Origin of the sequence: Aurantimonas sp. A3-2-R12 (genome assembly GCF_036016755.1) — a bacterium.
In the GTDB taxonomy this organism is placed as follows: domain Bacteria; phylum Pseudomonadota; class Alphaproteobacteria; order Rhizobiales; family Rhizobiaceae; genus Aurantimonas; species Aurantimonas coralicida_A.
In genome coordinates this window covers 213702-233588 of sequence record NZ_JAYXIH010000001.1, presented here as the reverse complement: position 1 = coordinate 233588, position 19887 = coordinate 213702, and the positions used below count along the sequence as shown (strand labels likewise).

General features: G+C 63.6%; 15 protein-coding genes and 1 pseudogene. 6 read left to right on the top strand and 10 right to left on the bottom strand.

Annotated elements, in window-relative coordinates; all coding sequences use genetic code 11:
• The first annotated feature begins 57 nt into the window (after positions 1-57).
• The 3 genes from VSX60_RS01075 (at position 58) to VSX60_RS01065 (ending at position 2266) form a co-directional block, all read left to right on the top strand.
• Positions 58-642: an Hpt domain-containing protein gene (locus VSX60_RS01075; RefSeq protein WP_327622257.1), complete on the top strand. Its 585-nt coding sequence runs from the start codon at positions 58-60 to the stop codon at positions 640-642.
• Positions 643-859: 217 nt separating this feature from the next.
• A complete protein-coding gene (locus VSX60_RS01070; protein ID WP_327622256.1) occupies positions 860-1180 on the top strand; it encodes a 2Fe-2S iron-sulfur cluster-binding protein in 321 nt (106 codons plus the stop codon).
• A gap of 54 nt (positions 1181-1234) precedes the next feature.
• On the top strand, positions 1235-2266 hold the full coding sequence (locus VSX60_RS01065) for an NAD(P)/FAD-dependent oxidoreductase (protein WP_327622255.1): 1032 nt from the start codon (positions 1235-1237) through the stop codon (positions 2264-2266).
• 108 nt (positions 2267-2374) lie between these two features.
• On the opposite strand, the gene VSX60_RS01060 is transcribed toward VSX60_RS01065, so the two are convergent.
• The gene (locus tag VSX60_RS01060) at positions 2375-2983 is read right to left on the bottom strand and encodes a DUF922 domain-containing Zn-dependent protease (protein WP_327622254.1); all 609 of its coding nucleotides are present in this window, start codon (positions 2981-2983) and stop codon (positions 2375-2377) included.
• A gap of 481 nt (positions 2984-3464) precedes the next feature.
• On the opposite strand from VSX60_RS01060, the gene dnaE reads away from it, so the two are divergent.
• Positions 3465-6935, top strand: a complete 3471-nt coding sequence (dnaE, locus tag VSX60_RS01055; RefSeq protein ID WP_327622253.1) for a DNA polymerase III subunit alpha — start codon at positions 3465-3467, stop codon at positions 6933-6935.
• A 75-nt stretch (positions 6936-7010) separates the two neighbouring features.
• On the opposite strand, the pseudogene VSX60_RS01050 reads toward dnaE, so the two are convergent.
• The 3 genes and pseudogenes from VSX60_RS01050 to VSX60_RS01040 form a co-directional block, all read right to left on the bottom strand.
• Positions 7011-8412: pseudogene (locus VSX60_RS01050) on the bottom strand (DNA polymerase IV); the annotation flags it as partial.
• 81 nt (positions 8413-8493) lie between these two features.
• A complete protein-coding gene (locus VSX60_RS01045; protein WP_327622252.1) occupies positions 8494-9162 on the bottom strand; it encodes a hypothetical protein in 669 nt (222 codons plus the stop codon).
• Positions 9159-9437, bottom strand: a complete 279-nt coding sequence (locus VSX60_RS01040) for a DUF3572 family protein (protein ID WP_327622251.1) — start codon at positions 9435-9437, stop codon at positions 9159-9161. Before VSX60_RS01040 ends, VSX60_RS01045 begins: the two co-directional genes overlap by 4 nt.
• Before the next feature lie 145 nt (positions 9438-9582).
• Here VSX60_RS01040 and VSX60_RS01035 point away from each other — a divergent pair, with 145 nt between their 5' ends.
• Both VSX60_RS01035 and VSX60_RS01030 read left to right on the top strand, forming a co-directional pair.
• Complete coding sequence (locus tag VSX60_RS01035) at positions 9583-9954, top strand: response regulator (RefSeq protein WP_327622250.1); 372 nt, start codon at positions 9583-9585, stop codon at positions 9952-9954.
• Between the two features lie 10 nt (positions 9955-9964).
• The gene (locus VSX60_RS01030) at positions 9965-11326 is read left to right on the top strand and encodes a PleD family two-component system response regulator (protein WP_327622249.1); all 1362 of its coding nucleotides are present in this window, start codon (positions 9965-9967) and stop codon (positions 11324-11326) included.
• Between the two features lie 588 nt (positions 11327-11914).
• Here the strand turns inward: VSX60_RS01030 and rpmG are convergent.
• The 6 genes from rpmG to topA form a co-directional block, all read right to left on the bottom strand.
• A complete protein-coding gene (gene rpmG, locus VSX60_RS01025; protein ID WP_206454054.1) occupies positions 11915-12082 on the bottom strand; it encodes a 50S ribosomal protein L33 in 168 nt (55 codons plus the stop codon).
• 196 nt (positions 12083-12278) lie between these two features.
• Positions 12279-13475 (bottom strand): MFS transporter, encoded by a 1197-nt coding sequence (locus tag VSX60_RS01020; RefSeq protein ID WP_327622248.1) that lies wholly within the window; start codon positions 13473-13475, stop codon positions 12279-12281.
• A 21-nt stretch (positions 13476-13496) separates the two neighbouring features.
• On the bottom strand, positions 13497-14255 hold the full coding sequence (locus VSX60_RS01015) for an NUDIX hydrolase (RefSeq protein WP_327622247.1): 759 nt from the start codon (positions 14253-14255) through the stop codon (positions 13497-13499).
• On the bottom strand, positions 14252-14689 hold the full coding sequence (locus tag VSX60_RS01010) for a DUF983 domain-containing protein (protein WP_327622246.1): 438 nt from the start codon (positions 14687-14689) through the stop codon (positions 14252-14254). The genes VSX60_RS01015 and VSX60_RS01010 overlap by 4 nt, the downstream gene beginning before the upstream one ends.
• Positions 14686-16953, bottom strand: coding sequence for a ribonuclease R (gene rnr / locus VSX60_RS01005; protein WP_327622245.1), 2268 nt, complete (start codon positions 16951-16953; stop codon positions 14686-14688). The genes VSX60_RS01010 and rnr overlap by 4 nt, the downstream gene beginning before the upstream one ends.
• A 4-nt stretch (positions 16954-16957) precedes the next feature.
• A complete protein-coding gene (gene topA / locus VSX60_RS01000) occupies positions 16958-19708 on the bottom strand; it encodes a type I DNA topoisomerase (protein WP_327622244.1) in 2751 nt (916 codons plus the stop codon).
• Between the last annotated feature and the right edge of the window lie 179 nt (positions 19709-19887).

The window sequence follows — 19887 nt, the reverse complement described above, 5'->3', positions numbered from 1 at the left end:
CCGTAAAACGGGCCGATAGGTACAAGTTTAAACATAAGGTTAACGATCTGGCGAGAAATGCACAGAATTTTCGATCATGGCCATGGGAGCAAGGGTTGCGCCGCAGCCGCACTGCACCATCAGGCCGCCGCACACCCTTATTCTTCCAAAAAATTTAAGCTTATCTCCACCCTGATTGCTGATGGTGGAGGCTGCGATGCAACTGGGATTGAACAGGATAGCCGGTCGAATCGCGGATGTCAGGTTCGGAGAATGAGTATGGCAGCGGCAACACGGCAGATGGAAGAGGCTTCTACCATCGAATTGGCGGACGGTGCGGTCCGATGTCCGTCGGGGCGGCGGCCGATCGATCTGGTGCACCTCGCCCGTCAGACCTCGGGCGATCGGGGGCTTGAGACCGAAGTGCTCGGGCTCTTGCTGCGGCATCTCGAATTGTTCGAAGGCCGCCTTGAAATTGCTAGCGAAGACGAATGTCGATTTATCGCTCACGCGCTGAAAGGGACGGCCCGTAATATCGGCGCATTTCCGCTTGCCGACGCGGCCCAGCGCTTCGAGGACTCGGTTCTCGACGACGAGGCTGTCGCAGCCTTGCGTTCTGAACTCGATCAGACCGCTCGGTTTGTCCGCGCGCTACTCGGCTAATGCGGCCGCCCTCGCGTCATCGTCGCTTTCATCGTGTTCCTGTTGACTTTCGTCGGCGCCAAACTCTAACGAAGCAAATGAGCGAGCCTTAGCCCGTTCGGTCCGGGCAAGGCGCGCGCGATGGCCAGGACATCATTGGTCCTTGGTCAGGCGTTTCATGGCCCCGTCTGTTGGGCGTCGATCCTGTCCCCGAAACCGAGAGCAGAGCGTTGCAGGCATGACAAAGATCACCTTCCTGGCCCCGGACGGAACCCGTTACGACGTCAATGCGCCGAACGGCTCGACGGCAATGGAGAACGCGATCAAGAACGATGTCCCCGGGATCGAAGCGGAATGCGGCGGCGCCTGCGCATGTGCGACCTGCCACGTCTATGTCGACGACGCCTGGACACAAAAGACTGGCGAGCCCGAGGCGATGGAAGAGGACATGCTCGACTTCGCTTACGATGTGCGTCCGAACTCGCGGCTGTCCTGCCAGATCAAGATCCGCGACGAACTGGACGGCCTCGTTTTGACCGTGCCGGAACGCCAGGCCTGAAAGGCGCGCCGCGTCCCCTTTCGCGGGGAAAAAGCCCAACGGAGACTTGTTTCGATGCAGCGCGTGAAGACCGATGTGGTGATCGTCGGGGCCGGCCCGGTCGGGCTGTTCGCCGTATTCGAGCTCGGACTCTACGATCTCAAATGCCATTTAATCGACATTCTAGACCGACCCGGCGGTCAATGTGCCGAGCTCTATCCCGAAAAGCCGATCTACGACATTCCCGCATGGCCGGTGATTTCGGGCCACGACCTCACCGAGAAACTGCTGCAGCAGATCGAGCCGTTTCACCCGACCTTCCACTTCAACCGCATGGTGACCAGTCTGGAGCGGCTCGAGGGGGGCAGTTACCTGGTGACGACCGACGAAGGCGAGGAATTCGAGTGCAAGGTCGTCGTCATCGCGGCCGGGGGCGGCTCATTTCAGCCCAAGCGGCCGCCGGTGCCGGGCATCGAGGTCTATGAAGGCACCAGCGTCTTCTACTCGGTGCGCCGCATGGACGAGTTCCGTGGCCGTGACGTCCTCATTGTCGGTGGCGGCGACTCCGCGCTGGATTGGACGCTGAACCTGCAGCCGATCGTGAAAAGCCTAACCCTCGTCCACCGACGCGACCAGTTCCGCGCGGCGCCGGACAGCGTCGCCAAAATGATGGCTTTGCGCGAAGCGGGTAAGGTCACATTCCAGATGGGGCAGGTGACGAGTATCGTCGGCCGCGACGGCGTCATGCAAGGCGCCATCGTCAAAGGCCCCGACGGCGACGTCGAGGTGACCGCCGACCGCATACTGCCGTTCTTCGGTCTGACGATGAAGCTGGGACCAGTCGCCAACTGGGGGCTGAACCTTCACGAAAATCTCATTCCCGTCGATACCGCCAGATTCGAGACGTCCGAGCCGGGCATTTTCGCCATCGGCGACATCAACTGGTATGAGGGCAAGTTGAAGCTGATCCTCTCCGGCTTTCACGAGGCGGCGTTGATGACGCAGGCGGCCAAACGCATCGTTCACCCCGACGACCGGGTGGTGTTTCAGTACACGACGTCTTCGACCAATTTGCAGAAGAAGCTGGGGGTCGGCGGAGCCAGATAGGCAAGGAGCGGTTCTCCCACCGACTCCAGGCGACGCCGGCGCTCACGAACCATCGCCCGTGGGCGGCTTTGCGCCCTTGGTCACAGAGGTGCCGCCGCTTTTTAGATCCTACCCGCCGGCTTCGCCCCACAGATTACGATTAAGGGCGCGCCGGAGCCGGAAATTGACTTCACGACCTTCGATTGTGTCGAATTCGATCTGCGCCTGCTCGTGGCCGGCAAGATAGCGCTGCGTGACCGTGTTCACATGCATTTCCATGTCGGCGCAGGTTCGCTCAGTTCGCAGGTTCCTGACCGCCATCTCCATCCGCTTCAGCCACGTCTTGGCAATGGTCGCGTGCTGGTTCTCATGCCGTTTGATGTCTGCTTCGAGCGTCCGCCAGACCAGCACCGTGCGCGCGGAAACACGCTTGGGTGGCGTCCATTTCGGCAGGGTGATGTGCAGTGTGAGCCCCAGATCCGCGCGGTCAACCGCACAACCTTTGGCAACCTTCTTGTAGGTCACCTTGCCGTCGAATTTCACCTCGGTCGCACCGGGGTGGCGCAGGCCGGTCTCGGCGACATAGGGACCCTGTCGGTTGAGGTCCTCGTCGAGTTCGGCAAGTGTCGAGCCGCGAACGGCGAAATAGCTGGTTTCCTGATCGACCGATCCGGCATGGGCGACGCCCGCCCATAGCCAGGCAAGACCCACCACGATCGACCCCATCCCCGCGCGCATTGCACAGATTCCTTGCGACAAGAAGTTCGTAAGGGACACGCTACCCGATCGCGCACGCAACACAAGCGCCGCCCATCGGCCGTCATAAAACACATGACCGTGGAACGCCGGTGCTAACGGCCGGCTCCTTGTACGACCGGCCCGTCCGACATCCGCCTTGACAACGCCTCAGTAAATGGAACATAAAGCGAACATTGAACAAAAGGGGAACTCACTATGCTCACCTTCGCCAAGGACTTGCTGTCTCTCGCCGCTGTGTCGGGTTTCGTCCTCAGCCTGAGTCTTCTGATCCACGCGGTTTAATGCAACGTTTTCTGGGGATCGGACGGTTCGGGTCTTACCCCGTCGAATGGCGTGGGTTACCTCTTGGGCGATGCGCGTAGGGCTTTGCTCTGACGCGCGGTTTGCGAGGAAACGGGACGGGTCCTCCAATCGGTATCGTGCCGCGGTGCCGGAGCCAGTAAAGACGGGGTGATCGGCCATGACGGAACCGGTGGAATGCGATCCGAAATTCATTCACCTTCGGGTCCATAGCGCGTTTTCGCTGCTGGAAGGCGCGTTGCGGCTGGACCAGATCATCCAGTTCGCCAAGACGGACGGATTGCCGGCGATCGGGATCAGTGACACGAACAACCTGTTCGGCGCACTGGAGTTTTCCGAAAAGGCCGCGAAGGCCGGCATACAGCCGATTATCGGATGTCAGCTCGACGTCGACTTTGGCGATACCGAGTCTGAGGAGCGCGGCGGCCGCAAGGACCGGAATTTGGCGTCGATCGCGCCGCTGGTGTTGATCGCCGCGAGCGAGGTGGGGTTCGCCAATCTCGTCGAAATCGTTTCGCTAGCCTATCTCGGACATCCGGATAACCCCAAACCGCACGTCTTGTTCGATTGGGTGGCGGAGCGTGCCGAGGGGGTGATCGCCCTGACTGGCGGGCCGCTGGGGCCGATCGGCGCGGCACTTGCCGCCGACCGGGAGGCGATCGCCCGGACCCGGTTGGAGCGTCTGGCGGCGATCTTCGGCGACCGGCTTTATGTCGAACTGCAGCGCCAGGAAGGGCGGAGCCGCAAGGTGGAGGCCGGAACGGTTCGGCTAGCCTATGAGTTCGCGCTTCCCCTCGTGGCGACCAACGAGCCGTTCTTTTTTGGCCGAGACGATTTCGAGGCCCATGACGCGCTGATGGCGGTGGCGAGCAACCGGCTGGTCAGTCACGAGGATCGGCGTCGGCTTTCGCGGGACCACAGCCTCAAATCGCAGGGCGAAATGGCGGTGCTGTTCGCCGATTTGCCGGAAGCCCTTCACAATACGGTCGAGATCGCCCGGCGTTGTTCCTACCGGCCAACGACGCGGGCGCCGATCTTGCCACGTTTCGCCGGCGCCGACGCCGACCCGGTCGAGGCGGAGGGCGCGGAAACCGCCGAACTTCGCCGGCAGGCCGTCGAAGGCTTGGAGAAGCGGCTCGCGGCGCACGGCCTGGCCCCCGGCGAGACCGAGGCGAGCTACCGCGAGCGCCTGGATTTCGAGCTGTCGATCATCGAGCGTATGAAGTTCCCAGGCTACTTCCTGATCGTTTCGGACTTCATCAAGTGGGCCAAGGGGCAGGGGATTCCGGTCGGACCCGGCCGTGGTTCGGGCGCCGGTTCGCTGGTCGCCTATTCCCTGACGATCACAGATCTCGACCCGCTGCGCTTTTCGCTGCTCTTCGAGCGCTTCCTCAACCCCGAACGCGTCTCGATGCCGGACTTCGATATCGATTTCTGCCAGGAGCGGCGCGAGGAGGTGATCCGCTACGTCCAGGAGAAATACGGGCGCGAGCAGGTCGGCCAGATCATTACCTTCGGAACGCTCCAGGCGCGTGCAGTGCTACGCGACGTCGGCCGTGTGCTGGAGATGTCGTACGGCCAGGTGGACAAGCTCTGCAAGCTGGTGCCGCAGAACCCCGCCAACCCGGTGACACTCGCCCAGGCGCTGGTTGAGGAGCCGCGGCTGCAGGAAGCGCGCGAGAGGGAGGAGATCGTCGACCGGCTGATCTCGATCGCGCTGAAGCTCGAGGGTCTCTACCGGCACGCTTCGACCCATGCGGCGGGGATCGTCATCGGCGATCGGCCGCTATCGCAGCTCGTGCCGATGTACCGCGATCCGCGCTCCGACATGCCGGTCACCCAATACAATATGAAATGGGTCGAGCCGGCGGGCCTGGTCAAATTCGACTTTCTGGGGTTGAAGACCCTGACGGTGCTACAGACGGCGGTGGAACTCATTGCCCGAAAAGGCATCGAGATCGATCTCACGGCTATCCCGCTCGATGATGCCAAGAGCTACGAGATGATGACCCGCGGCGAGACCGTGGGCGTGTTCCAGGTTGAATCGGTCGGTATGCGCAAGGCGCTGATCGGTATGCGCCCGGACCGGTTCGAGGACATCATCGCCCTGGTCGCGCTCTATCGGCCGGGTCCGATGGAGAACATCCCGACCTATAACGCCCGCAAGCACGGGGAGGAGGAGCCGGACTTCATTCACCCGATGATCGCGCCGATTCTGAAGGAGACGCAGGGCGTCATCATCTATCAGGAACAGGTGATGCAGATCGCGCAGGTGCTTGCGGGATACTCGCTTGGCGAAGCCGACCTCTTGCGCCGCGCGATGGGCAAGAAAATTCGCGCGGAGATGGACAAGCAGCGGGTCCGTTTCGTCGAGGGCGCGGTCAAGAACGGTCTGCAAAAGGCCCAGGCGAACATGATCTTCGACCTGCTGGCCAAGTTTGCCGATTACGGCTTCAACAAGAGCCATGCGGCAGCTTACGCCCTGGTAGCGTATCAGACGGCCTATCTGAAGGCGAACCATCCGGTCGAGTTCCTGGCCGCCTCGATGACCCTCGACGCGGGCAACACCGAAAAGCTCAATGATTTCCGCATGGATGCGATGCGGCTCGGAATTGCGGTCGTGCCGCCATGCGTCCGGACATCCTACAAATCCTTCGAGGTGGGTGAAAACCGAATCTTCTATGCCCTCGCCGCGATCAAGGGCGTCGGGGAACATGCGGTCGAGCACATCGTGGAGCGACGCGGCGACGTGGGTTTCGCCTCGCTGGAGGATTTCTGCGCCCGGATCGACCCGAAGATCGTCAACAAGCGCACGCTCGAATTCCTGATCGCGGCGGGCGCGCTCGACTGTTTCGGCCACGATCGGTCGCTGTTGAGCGGCAATATCGAACTGATGTCCTCTTATGCGCTGCGGGTCCATGAGGGGCGGACGTCGGGGCAGCACGACATGTTCGGCTCGGCCGGCGATGCGCCTGAGCCGCTGCGGCTCAACCCGGCGCCGTTGTGGATCGCGTCGGAGAAGTTGTTGCGGGAATTCCAGGCAATCGGCTTCTACCTCTCGGCCCACCCGCTGGACGAATACAAGGCGACGTTGAAGCGGCTGCGGGTGCAGACCCACGCGGAAGTCGTCGCTGGTGTGAAACGGGGCGCCAGCGCCGGCAAACTCGCTGGTACGGTCACCTCGCGGCAGGAACGCAAGACGCGGAGCGGCGGCAAGCTCGGAATTGTCCAATTGTCGGACCCCAGCGGCCAGTACGAGGTCGTACTGTTCTCGGAAGCCCTCTACGCCTTTCGCGACATGCTCGAGCCCGGCACGTCGGTGATCGTGACGGTGTCGGCGGAGGAACGGCCGGAGGGAATCTCGTTCCGCGTCCAGTCGGTTCAGTCGCTGGAAGACGAGGCGGTGCGCATGCAGAAATCACTGCGTGTCTTCATGCGCGACGCCGCGCCGCTGCAAAGTTTTCGCGGTCAGCTCCAAGGCGATGGCGACAGCGAGGTCTCGCTCGTTCTGGTCCGCGACGGCGGCGAACGGGAGATCGAGATCATGCTTCCGGGCCGCTACCGTGTCTCGCCGCAGATGGCGAGCGCCGTCAAGGCGGCACCAGGGGTCCTCGACGTCGAGCTTTTATAAGCGTTTGACGGGAAAGCCGCCAGCAGGGGGAGGGCGCGTGTCCTGTCGTGAGCCGTTCTTGGACTCCTGGGAAGCCGGGTCGTTTTCGTGTCGCCGTGCTGGGCGGGGCACCTCGGAATCGGCGGCCTGTCGGAACGTATAGCCGGTCTCGATCGAGCCTTGGCCGAAGCGGTCGCGCAGGCGATCGAGCGCTGCCTCCGCCTTGGCCCGCTTGGCAGCGCCCGGATCGACGAGATCGTCGGGGTCGGCAAGGGCGGCGGGCCCAAAATCCGCGCAGCCGATACCAATGAGCCGGAACCGCGTTCCATCGATCTCCTTTTCGATCAGGGCGAGACCGGTCTCGAATATCCGATCGGCCAGACGCGTCGGATCGTGGAGTTTGCGATTGCGGGTGCGTGTCCGAAAATCCGCGGATTTCATCTTGAGAACGATCGTCGAAGCGGACAGGTCGGTCGCTTTCAGACGTCGTGCGACCTTTTCGCTCAAGCTCCGCAGGACCGGGACAAGCTGGTCGCGCGTCGACAGGTCGTGATGGAACGTCGTTTCCGCCGATATGCTCTTCATGTCGCCGCGCGGATCGACCGTGCGGATGTCGATGCCGCGCGAGAGGCCGAACAATCGCTGGCCCATGCGGCCATATCGCCTCATCAGGTCGGCCTCGTCCATCGTCTGAAGCTGGCCGATGGTTGCGAGCCCGTCTCGCTGCAATGTCCGGTCCATCGCTTCGCCGACCCCCCAGATCATCGAGATCGGCTTGTCTCGGAGAAACACCAGGGTTTCTGCTCGGCCGATCACCGAGAACCCACGCGGCTTCTCCAGATCGCTGGCGATCTTGGCGAGAAACTTGTTGTGCGACAGGCCGACCGAGACGCTGATGCCGAGGTCCCGTTCCACATCGCGCGCAAGACGCGCGAGGGTCATCGCCGGCGGTTGGCCGTGGAGTCGTTCCGTGCCGCTCAGGTCCAGGAACGCCTCATCGATCGACAGTGGTTCGACGAGCGGGGTGATGGCCAGCATCATGTCGCGAACCGCGCGCCCAACCTCGGCATATTTCGCCATGTTCGGACGAAGGACGATAGCGTCGGGACAGAGCTTCAATGCCTTGAACATCGGCATGGCTGAACGCACGCCGTGGATTCGGGCGACGTAGCAGGCGGTGGCGACAACCCCGCGGTGGCCACCACCGATGATCACGGGCTGCTNAACGCACGCCGTGGATTCGGGCGACGTAGCAGGCGGTGGCGACAACCCCGCGGTGGCCACCACCGATGATCACGGGCTGCTGGCGAAGCTCCGGCCGGTCGCGCTTTTCGACGGCCGCGTAGAAGGCATCGCAATCGATATGGGCAATGGCGAGCTCGGCGAGCTCGCCATGACCGACGACCCGCGGGCTGCCGCAGGCGCGACAACGCGCTCCCGCTGTGTCGTCCCGGGCCAGGCAGTCCCGGCAAAACCGCAAATGGGGTGGGATGGACATCACGACCTCGGACGATTCCCAGCGGCCAGAATAGCCAAGTCCGTGAGAAAAGGGAATTTCCGGCGATCCGACCGTCGCGATCTATTCAACCCGGTGGGACGCCAGAATGCTCTCGATGATCGTCTCGGCCTCGTTCCAATGGGCCGCCGCATGCGCGCCGGCAGGAAGCGGCGGCAGATGCGGCCGGAAGACGGTGTTCGCCATCAAATGCAGCAGATGTACCTCAGGCACGCTCTTGCGGACACCCGCAAGATTGGGCGGCAGATCGTCGGCGAAGACGAGCGGACCGGGCCAGCGTTTCGAGAGTTCCGCGACGATCGCGCCTTTCGAGCGCTCGGTTGCGATCATCGGATAATGCAGACCCTTTTTGTCGAGCAGGGCCCGCCGGTATGGATAGTAGGACGGCGTCATCGCCGTCAGAAATACGATGTCGGCCTTGCACGACAGCCGGTCGAGAGCGGCGGCGACACCCGCGACCAGCGGCTGTCGCGTTTCCTGGGTCTCGTAGAGAAGCTCGGTCACGCGATCTAGCTCCGACCCCGACAGGGCCGCTCCAGTCGAAATCGACCGGACGTTGCCGGTCAGTTTGAAGCTCTCGGGGTGGAGGCGCGCGCCATGTTCCTCGAGCAGCCGGCCGAACGGATCGATGAATTCGAGGACGACCTCGTCGACGTCCAGCACCAACAGCGCATCATGGGATTTGGTCAGCGATGCGATCGGTGGACCGGCGGTGACGCTGCCGCGGCTCACGGCTGCTCCACAAAAGGGCTGTCGCCCAACGCCTGCCGGGCCGCGGCGACCCGGGAGGGATCGGTTTCGGCGTCGGCCGCGAAGGCGAGGACCGTCGGCTCGTGTGCGAGAATGAAATCGAGAACCCCGGGCAAAAAGCCCGGTGTCGCGGCGGCTTGACGCAGCGCCGGCACGTCGAGTCCAGTCAGCGCAAGGAAGCGGTCGAACAGGGTCCGATCGGCAGCGATAAAGGCGAGCGCCGCGACCGCCAGGGCTTCCGCTTCCTGGCGATTCATCCCGGCGCCGCCAACGCCGCCGTGCAACCTTTTGTTATCGTTAAGAGATGGCAACCCGTCCATTCCCACTTCTTAAATCAAATCAGCGTAGAAGGGACCTCGATAGCGCAAGATCGCAAGTCGGTCGAGGCAAGGAGTGTCGCCCATGGCGAAGACCGTGATGATCGTCGAAGACAACGAACTCAACATGAAGCTCTTTCGCGACCTGATTGAGGCACATGGTTACGCAACCGTGCAGACTCGCAGCGGACTGACCGCGATGGATCTCGCCCGCGAACATCGTCCCGACCTGATCCTGATGGATATTCAGCTTCCGGAAATTTCCGGCCTCGACGTGACACGGGATCTCAAGGCCGATCCCGAGCTGAGCAGGATCCCCGTGATCGCGGTCACGGCCTTCGCGATGAAGGGCGACGAGGAGCGAATCCGTCAGGGCGGCTGCGAAGCCTATATTTCGAAGCCGATCTCGGTCACCAAATTCATCGACACCATCCGCTCCTTCCTGGGCGAAGCCTGAGGGTCGCGTCATGACCGCTCGAATCCTGCTGGTCGACGATATCGAGATGAACCTTCGCGTTCTCGAGGCGCGGCTGTCGGCGGAATACTACGATGTGGTCACGGCGATGAGCGGCGCAGACGCGCTGGAGATTTGCCGTAGCCAGCCCATCGATCTCGTGCTCCTCGACGTGATGATGCCGGAGATGGACGGCTTCGAGGTCTGCCGACAGCTGAAGGCCGACCCCCGCACGATGTATCTTCCCATCGTTCTGATTACCGCCCTCGATCAGCCCTCCGACCGGCTTGCCGGGCTCGAGGCGGGCGCCGACGATTTTCTGACCAAACCCGTTCGCGATCTGCCGCTGTTCTCTCGGGTCCGCAGTCTGACGCGCCTCAAGCTGGTGACAGACGAATTGCGGCGCCGCGCCGAAACGGCGATCAACCTCGTCGCGGAGGAGCATGCCGGCGACGGGCGCGAGGTGCTCGCCAGGCTCGCCTTCTACGGGGAGGATGTCGACGAGACGCGGCGGATCCAGAAATATCTGAAGGGCGTGGTGCAGGTCGAGGCCGTCGCGGATGCGGCAAGCTTGATCGCCGCCGCCGTCAATGGGGCGGCCGACGCCGTGTTGGTCGACATGGCAGCAAAAGCGGTCGATCCGTTGCGGCTCGTATCGCAGTTGCGGTCGAACGAGGCGTCGCGGCTCCTGCCGGTCCTCGCGATCGCGGAAGCGGAAGATGATGAAACGGCTGCCCGTGCCCTGGAACTGGGTGCCAACGACTACATCCAGCGTCCGCTCGACCGCCACGAACTGATCGCCCGCATCCGAACCCAAATGCGGCGCAAACGCAACGACGAGCGCCTTCGGCAATCGGTCGAACAGACAATTGAGCTTGCCCTGTCCGATTCCCTGACGGGGCTGCATAATCGCCGCTTCTTCGAGACCCATCTCGCCACGGCCGTGCAGCGCGCTCGCACCACAGGAGCGAGCTTCTCGGTGCTGATCGCCGACATCGATCACTTCAAGCGAGTCAACGACGGCTGGGGGCACGAGGCGGGCGACCGCGTGCTCAAGCAGTTTTCCGCAAGGCTCAACGATTGCCTGCGTTCCAGCGATCTGGCGTGCCGGTTCGGCGGCGAGGAGTTCGCGATCCTGATGATGGACGCCGATTTCGACACCGCCATGTCGATCGCCGACCGTATCCGTCGCAGCGTATGCGATACACCCTTCGACATCGGCGGCGAAATGATCGATGTGACCGTCAGCGAAGGCTTTGCCGTCTTCGACGGCGCGCGCGACGACGCGGCGAATTTGGTGAGGCGGGCCGACCAGGCGCTTTATGCGGCCAAGCGCGGCGGCCGCAACCGGGTCGGTACCGCGGAGGCGGCTTGAAAACAGACCGGAGGTTGCAACGGCGGTTTGGCCTCTCGACCTCGGAAGCATCGGCCCCGTAGGGAGGGGCCACCGCCGGTCGAGGAAGCGCCTAGCGTATCATCTTGATACCACTTCGAACGAAGCCGAAACAAAACGGCCTTAACCATTTCTTAAAAGTCTAGACCCAATGGCGCGCAATGTCGTTGCAATTGAATCGGTTCTGGGCGAGTCTCCAGACAGAAATCGAAGGTCAAGAGCTAGACGGAAGACCTTCGAAGTTACCCCCATGGAATGCTCAGGTCCGCCGCATCTCCTGGGTCCCGTGGGGAGGTCGGTCGGTAGCGTGCGCATGCGGTTTCCTCGTACCGTTGTGCGTTGCCGGCCGGCCACTTTTTTGCGGCGCCCCCCGCCGACGATCACCCGATCCCTATTGCCGCTGATATCGCGCTTCGTTCAACCGATGCCGTTTGGCGAACATGCGCGCCAACGGTTTTCTCGCCGTGGCCTGTGGCCCGGCGGCGCTTGGCAAAACAAGGCGGCACTCCAAAACCAAAAGCGCCGCCCCGTTGCCGGAGCGGCGCCATCATCGGCCGATCGTGCCGAAAATTATTTGATTTTCGCCTCACGAAACTCGACGTGCTTGCGCGCGACCGGGTCGTACTTGGTCTTCACCATCTTCTCGGTCATCGTGCGGCTGTTCTTGCTCGTGACATAGAAGAAGCCGGTGTCGGCTGTCGAGAGGAGCTTGATCTTGATGGTGGTTGCCTTCGCCATGGCCTTATCCGTTCGCTGATGCGCGTCGTCATTTTCGATCGAACCGGGCGCGGGCCGATTCCGTTCGCTACGACTGCGGCTGAAACTGTTTCGGCTTGTGGGATTAACTGCATAACAGCCGACACACCACGCACCAACGCGCCGTCGCGATGCGGCGGCGAATTCGACGCGGACCATAGCCAAGCTCGTCGGCAAGTCAAGCCCGTCTCGCCCACGCCATTCGCCCCAGCGTAAGGACGAGGTAGAGGCCGAAGAAGAGGGCGAGCGCCCAAGCGAATCCGTTGGCTCCGAACAGATCCATCGACGAGCCGATGGCCTGCGGACCGACGAGCATGCCTGCGGAATAACAGAAGATGAAGGCGGCATTCGCCGAGGCGAGTTCGGAGCCGGCGAGCTTCGATCCCAGATGCGCCAGCCCCACAGTGTAAAGGCCGGCCACGACGCCGCCCCACAGGAACAGGAGTGTGGCCATCAACATCCAGTCTTGGGCCACCAAAGGCAGCGACAGGGTTCCGATGAGGCCGATCAGCGCGAAGAGCGACAACAGGCTGCGGCGATCCCGGACACGATCGGACACAAGGCCGATCGGAATCTGCATCAGGACATTGCCGAGGCCTATCGCGGTCAGCAACAGGGCGGCGGATGATTCCGAAAAGCCAAGCCGTTCGCCATAGATCGGAAACAGCGCGAAGCCGCCTGACTCCACGGCTCCGAAGATCAGCACGGCGCCGGTCGCGGTCGGGACGGCGAATATGTATCGCCAGAAGGAGCCGCGTTGACGCTCTCCGAGAGCGGGCTGTCGGTTCCAGGCGAAGAACAAGGGAATCGCCGAGGCAAAGATGACGCCAGCGCCGATCGCGAAGGGCAGGATTCCCGTCGAGCCGACTTGCGAGAAGATGAACGGTCCGGCGGCGAAGCCGAGCGACAGGACGGTCGCGTAGATGCCCAGAACGAAGCCGCGCTTGCCGGGCGGTGCCGCCGCGGTGATCCAGAATTCGGAGAGGACGAACAGCGCCGTGATCGCGAAGTGGAAGACCAGCCGCAGCGGAAACCAGGTCCAGAACGGTGTCAGGAAATAGAAGCCGAGAGCCGAGATGCCTGAGAGAGCAATGGCAATCAGCATCGACAAGCGAACGCCGAGACGGCGTGCGATCGGCGTGATCAAGGGCGCCGCGAGGAGCGAGGCAATTCCGGCAACGGCGGTGTTGGCGCCGATCAGGCTTGCCGAGATCCCCCGTTGCTCGAGAATGACACTGAGCAGGGGCAGGCCAAGGCCAAGGGCGATACCGACCGCGCTGATCGAAGCGATGGCGGCGCCGGCCGAGACCCAGTCGACCTGTTCGATCTCGTGTTCGGCTTGTGCGACGATGTCATCGGGCGTCCATTTGCCCATCCGGCGGGTCCGCCCATACCGTCAGAGAAAATCGCGGACGAATCGCCCGCGCACGGCCCGGTAGAAGGGCATGGGGCGTGTCGCGTCGCGCCACGATCCGTCCGCGATCCGCGCCTCCAGATCCGCGAGAACCCGCAAGGTGATGGCGGCGAGTGATAGTTGCTTGACCTGATCGAAGGTGAACCATTCGACCGCTTCGAGTTCATCGGTCGGCAGGTCCTCGAGCGACGGCCCGTGCGACATCTCGGTAGCGGACACACAGAAGAAGCGGGTGTCGTAGCGCCGAGGCGGCCCCGGCGGCGTGATCGCGCGCGCCAACGGCACAAGGCGTCCGGGATCCGGGCGAATTCCCCGGTCGGCGAACATGCCCCAAAAGCCGGCCGTCCGGCCTTCGAACGCACCAGGCGCCCCCACCATCGCGCCCGCCTCCTCGAAGGTCTCCCGAATCGCGGCGAGGGCGGTCGCGGTCGCCCTGCGAGAATCGAACCGGGCTGGGGGCCCCGCGCAAAGCCGCGCAAGGGCCGGTTCGGAGAGGGTGAAGGCCGAAGCCAGGGCGAGATCAGCGGCATCCACCCGGCCGCCGGGAAAGACATAGCGGCCTGGCATGAACACGTGTCCGGCCGCCCGCCGCCCCATCAAGAGACGCGGCGCCGGGCCAGCCTCGTCGACGATGATCAATGTTCCCGCGTCGCGGGGCCGCTGCTTGGGTCCGGCAGGCCGCGGGCCGTCGGGCCGCATTCGTCCGGCATCCAGCGCCGCCATGGCTCCGGTCTCGCTCAACCGTATGGCTCCTCGTCGGCCTCTCCGCCGAAGCCGCCGAGACGCAACGCCCACTGCAATGCGATAGTTGCGCCTTTCAACGGTTGAAGCAGCGCGAGCGAAAGGAAGAGCGTGATCGGGACCCAAATCGCCAAATGCGTCCACATGGACAGCGTGACAGCACGCTCCACGAACATGAACAGGCCGACCACGATATGGCCGACGATAAACACCGTCAGATAGGGCGGCAGGTCGTCGGCGCGGTGATGGTGAATTTCCTGGTGGCAGACCGAGCAGGCGTCCACGCTCTTGAGATAGCCGCTGAAGAGCTTGCCCACGCCGCAATTAGGGCACCGGCAACGAAGGCCCTTGAGCAGCGCCGGCCCCACCGGCCGGACGCTGTCGGGGCTGCTTGCCCGAACCGCGTATTCGCTGTCGATCATCTGCTGGCTCATCGCCGTTTCCTGGCCTTCCCCGCAACGTTCTTGTCGCGTCCTGTGGAGCGCCGGCGTCCGCCTGCCTTGTGGAAGGAGCCGGTCGTGCGCGGCAGTTTGCGGGGCTCGCTCAACATCTCGAACTGCATCGAGCCGGCCAGTGGCAGCGCCTCTTTGAGGCGCACCTCTACCGAATCGCCCAGGCGAAAGCCATGACCGCTCCGGTCGCCGACCAGCGAGCGGCCCACCTCGTCATAATGGAAGAACTCGTTGCCGAGCGTCGAGATCGGCACGAAACCGTCCGCCCCAAAGGCTGGGAGAACGACAAACAGTCCGGCCTTGGTCACGCCGGTAATCCGCCCGTCGAAATCCTCGCCGACGCGATCGGCGAGATGATGGGCGATCAGCCGGTCGACGGTGTCGCGTTCCGCCGCCATGGCGCGACGTTCGGCGCGCGAAATGTTCTCGGCGGTCTGTTCCAGGGTCTCCTCGTCCTCGCGGCTCAGCCCACCCTCGCCAAGGCCGAGCGCGGTGATCAGCGCCCGGTGAACGATCAAATCGGCATAACGACGGATCGGCGAGGTGAAGTGGGCGTAGCGGACGAGGTTGAGACCGAAATGTCCGATATTCTCAGGTGAATAGACCGCCTGCGACTGCGACCGCAGCACTACCTCGTTGACGAGGCTCTCGTGCTCGCTCGCCTTCACCTGGGTGAGGATGCCGTTGAAATGCGATGGCCGCAGCGAGCCGCTCTTGGCCAGCGATATCTCCAGCGTCCGCAGAAAGTCGCGCAAGGATTCGAGCTTGGCGAGCGAGGGCGCGTCGTGGGCCCGGTAGATCAGTGCTTGGCGCTTCGCCTCGAGCGTTTCGGCCGCGGCCACATTGGCCAGGATCATGAACTCCTCGATCAGCCGGTGGGCGTCGAGGCGCGGCGGCACGACGACCTTGTCGACATGCCCGTCCGGCCCCAGGACGATCTTCTTCTCCGGCAGGTCGAGATCCAGCGGTTGCCGGCGCGCGCGCTCCGCCTTGGCGAGGCCATAGGCTTTCCAGAGCGGCTTCAGCATGTCGTCGACGACCGTCGGATGCACGTCACCCGGCGCACCGTCGATCGCCGCCTGGGCCGCCTCGTAGGACAGCTTGGCGTGGCTTTTCATCATGATGCGATGGAAGCTGTGACGCCGCTTTTCGCCATGCGCCCCGAGAATCATCCGGACGGCGAGGGCGGGGCGGTCCACCCCCTCACGCAGCGAGCAGAGTTCGTTCGAAATGCGCTCCGGCAGCATCGGCACGACGCGATCCGGGAAATAGACCGAATTGCCGCGAAGCCGGGCTTCGGCGTCGAGCTTCGAGCCCGGGCGGACATACAGCGCGACATCGGCGATGGCGACCGTGACGACCATGCCGCCGGGATTGGCGGGATCGTCGTCCTCCACCGCATGCACCGCGTCGTCATGGTCCTTGGCGTCGGCCGGATCGATGGTGACGAGAGACAGCCTCCGCCAATCCTCGCGGTCCTTCATCGTTGCCGGGCCGGCGGCCTCGGCTTCGGTGATCACGGCTTTCGGAAAAATATGCGGGATGGAGTGAGCATGCAGCGCGATGGTCGAAATCGCGCGCTCGGAGTTCATCGAGCCGACGACGTCGACGACCGTAGCGATCGGCAGGCTCGTGCGATGGCGCGGCCCCGGCGCGATCTCCACCAGATCGCCGTCCTTGGCGTGGTTCGTGTCGCCCGCCCGCACGATATATTCAAGTTGCTTGCGCTCGACCGGTTCGACGCGGCCCCCGCCGCCCGGCTGCGCGCGGAACACGCCGAGCGCCAAGGTTTTCTGCCGTTCCAGCACCCGGATCACGCGGGCGATTTTAGCGCCGCCCTCGTCCTCGTCGATCCGCGCCAGGATACGCTCGCCAAGACCGGCCACCGGGCCCTTGTCACGATCCTGGCTAACGGGCAGGCGAGGGCGCTCGCCGTCTCTTTCCGCGTCCCAGCTCACGGGTTCGGCGATCAGTCCGCCATCATCGTCGCGGCTACGGATTTCGAGAACCGCCACGTCCGGCAACGCACCGGGCGTCGAAAACCGTTTGCGGCCGCCGGCGAGGACGCCTTCGGCCTGCAGGTCGGCAAGGAGGTCCTTCAGGGCGACGCGCTCGTCGCCCTTGACCTGAAACGCCTTGGCGATGTCGCGCTTGGACGAGCGCCCCGGATTGTCCGTGATGAAGCGGAGCACCGCCTCCCGGCTCAATTCCGGGCGCGTTTCGCCCTGAGGCCGACCCCGCGCCATCGGATCAGTCCGCGTCCCAAGGCAGCGACTCGTCGCCGGTCGCGGAGGATTCGGCGGGTGGCTTCTTCGCCGCTTTGCTCTTGGCGGGTGCCTTCGCCGCCGCCTTCTTCGCCGGCGTCTTGCCGTCTGCGGCAGTTTTGGCGGCAGCTGCCTTCGCCTTGGGCTTGGCGGCCGCCTTAGGCTTGCTCTTGGCTGCAGCCTTTTTCGCGGGTCCCTTCTTGCCGGTCTTTTCCGCCCGTTCGTTGAGCAGCTGGATCGCCTCTTCCAGCGTCACGCTCGACGGGTCCTTGCCCTTCGGCAGCGTGGCGTTGATCTTGCCGGTGTTGACATAGGGGCCGAAACGGCCGTCGCGCACGGTGATCTGGCCGCCGAGCTGCGGGTGTTCGCCGAGTGTCGCCAGAGCCGCCGGTTTGCCGCGACCGCGACCACCGTTCTCCTTCTTTTCGGCGATGACGGTAACGGCCCGGTTGAGCCCGACCTCGAACACGTCCTCGATGGTCTCGAGGTTCGCGTACATGCCGTCATGCTGCAGAAACGGACCATAGCGGCCGAGGCCAGCGAGAATCGGCTTGCCGCTCTCGGGATGAAGTCCCACCTCGCGCGGCAGCGACAAGAGCCGCAAAGCCTTTTCCAGATCGATCTCTGCCGGCTGCCAACCCTTGGGCAGGGACGAGCGCTTGGCCTCCTTGCCTTCGCCACGCTGGACATAGGGCCCAAAGCGGCCGCTGCGCAGCGTCACCGGGTCGCTGGTTTCCGGATCGACGCCCAGATCCTTGGGACCCTCTGCTTCATCGCCATTGCCGTTCCCCGAAAGGCTGGTGCCGAGCTGCCGGGTGAAGCCGCATTCGGGGTAGTTCGAGCAGCCGACGAAGGCGCCGAACTTGCCGAGCTTGAGCGATAGCTTGCCCTCGCCGCAGCGGGGGCAGGCGCGCGGCTCGGTGCCATCCTCCTTGGGCGGGAACACGAGCGGTCCGAGTTCCTCGTTCAGCGCGTCGAGGACATCGGTGACCCGCAACTCCTTGGTGCCGTCGACATGGGTCGAGAAGTTCTGCCAGAACTCGCGCAGAACGTCCTTCCAGGCCAATTTGCCGGCGGAGATGAGATCGAGCTTCTCTTCGAGTTCGGCGGTGAAATCGTACTCGACATAGCGCTCGAAGAAATTGTGCAGGAAGGCCGTGACCAACCGGCCCTTGGCCTCGGGCAGAAGCTTGCGCTTTTCATGCACGACGTAGTCGCGGTCCTGCAGCGTCTGCAGCGTCGAGGCGTAGGTCGAAGGACGGCCGATGCCGAGCTCTTCCATCCGCTTGATCAGGGAGGCCTCCGAGTAACGCGGCGGCGGCTCGGTGAAGTGCTGCGAGGCGTCGATGGCGCGTTTGGCGAGGTCGTCGTTCGCCAGAATCTCCGGCAGACGCGCCGAATCCTCGTCGTCATCGCCAGCATCCGGGGCGCGACTATCGTCGCGATGGTCGACATAGGCGCCGATGAAGCCGTCGAACTTGATCACCTGACCGGTCGCACGCAGCGTCGCGGTCTTGCCGCCACCGCTCGCGAAGATGTCGACGGTCGTGCGTTCGATTTCGGCCGAGGCCATCTGGCTGGCGATGCAGCGCTTCCAGATGAGGTCGTAGAGACGCGCCTGGTCGCGATCGAGATAGCGCTCGACATCCTTCGGCGCACGGCCGAACTCGGTCGGACGAATGGCCTCGTGCGCCTCCTGAGCGTTCTTGGCCTTGGTCGCGTAATAGCGCGGCTTCTCGGGGACGTAGCGCTCGCCGAAGCTGGCGCCGATGGATTGGCGCGCGTCCGCAACGGCCTCCGGCGCCATCTGCACGCCGTCGGTCCGCATATAGGTGATCAGGCCGACGGTCTCGCCGCCGACATCGACACCTTCGTAGAGCTTCTGCGCGACCTGCATGGTTCGCGAGGCCGAAAAGCCGAGCTTGGCGGAGGCGGCCTGCTGCAATGTCGAGGTGGTGAAGGGCGGGCCGGGATTGCGCTTCGTCGGCTTGGCTTCGACGCTGTCAACGCGGTAGGTCGCGCCTTCGAGCATCGAACGAACCACCGATGCGCGCTCCTCGTTGCCGATCGACAGCTTCTGCAGCTTCTCCCCGTCGAAAACCGTCAGGCGCGCCTTGAAGTCATCGCCGCGCGGCGTGGCGAGCTGGGCGGCGATCTGCCAGTATTCGTCCGTCTTGAAGCGCTCGATCTCGGCTTCCCGGTCGCAGATGAGCCGCAGCGCCACCGACTGGACCCGGCCGGCGGAGCGGGCGCCCGGCAGCTTGCGCCAGAGTACTGGCGACAGGGTAAACCCGACCAGATAGTCGAGTGCCCGGCGGGCGAGATAGGCATTGACTAGCGGTTCGTCGATCTCCCGCGGATTGGCCATGGCGTCGAGGACGGCCTTCTTGGTGATGGCATTGAAGACGACGCGGCTGACCGGCTTCTTGCCGATCGCCTTTTTCTGGCGCAGCACTTCCAGAACATGCCAGGAAATCGCTTCGCCTTCGCGATCGGGATCGGTGGCGAGGACGAGGCCGTCGGCGGCCCGAACCGCTTGGGCGATCTCCGTCAGCCGCTTCTGGGACGGTTTGGCGACCTCCCAGATCATCTCGAAATCCTCGTCCGGCCGCACGGACCCGTCTTTTGGCGGCAGATCGCGGACATGACCGTAGGAGGCGATAACCTTGTAGTTTCCGCCGAGATATTTGTTGATCGTCTTCGCTTTGGCAGGCGATTCAACGATGACGACATCCATAGATATTATGTCCTGGCAGGAGAAAGGTCATACCGGCAGCCGAATGCACAGCCGAAGATGGCGAGATTCCGACTGTCGACCGTCCCGTCACATGGACAGTCCGGCGCGGGCGGTCAACCCCGACGAGGACTACGTAAGATGGGCTTGCAACTATAGAGGGAATTTTTCTATAAATGCCT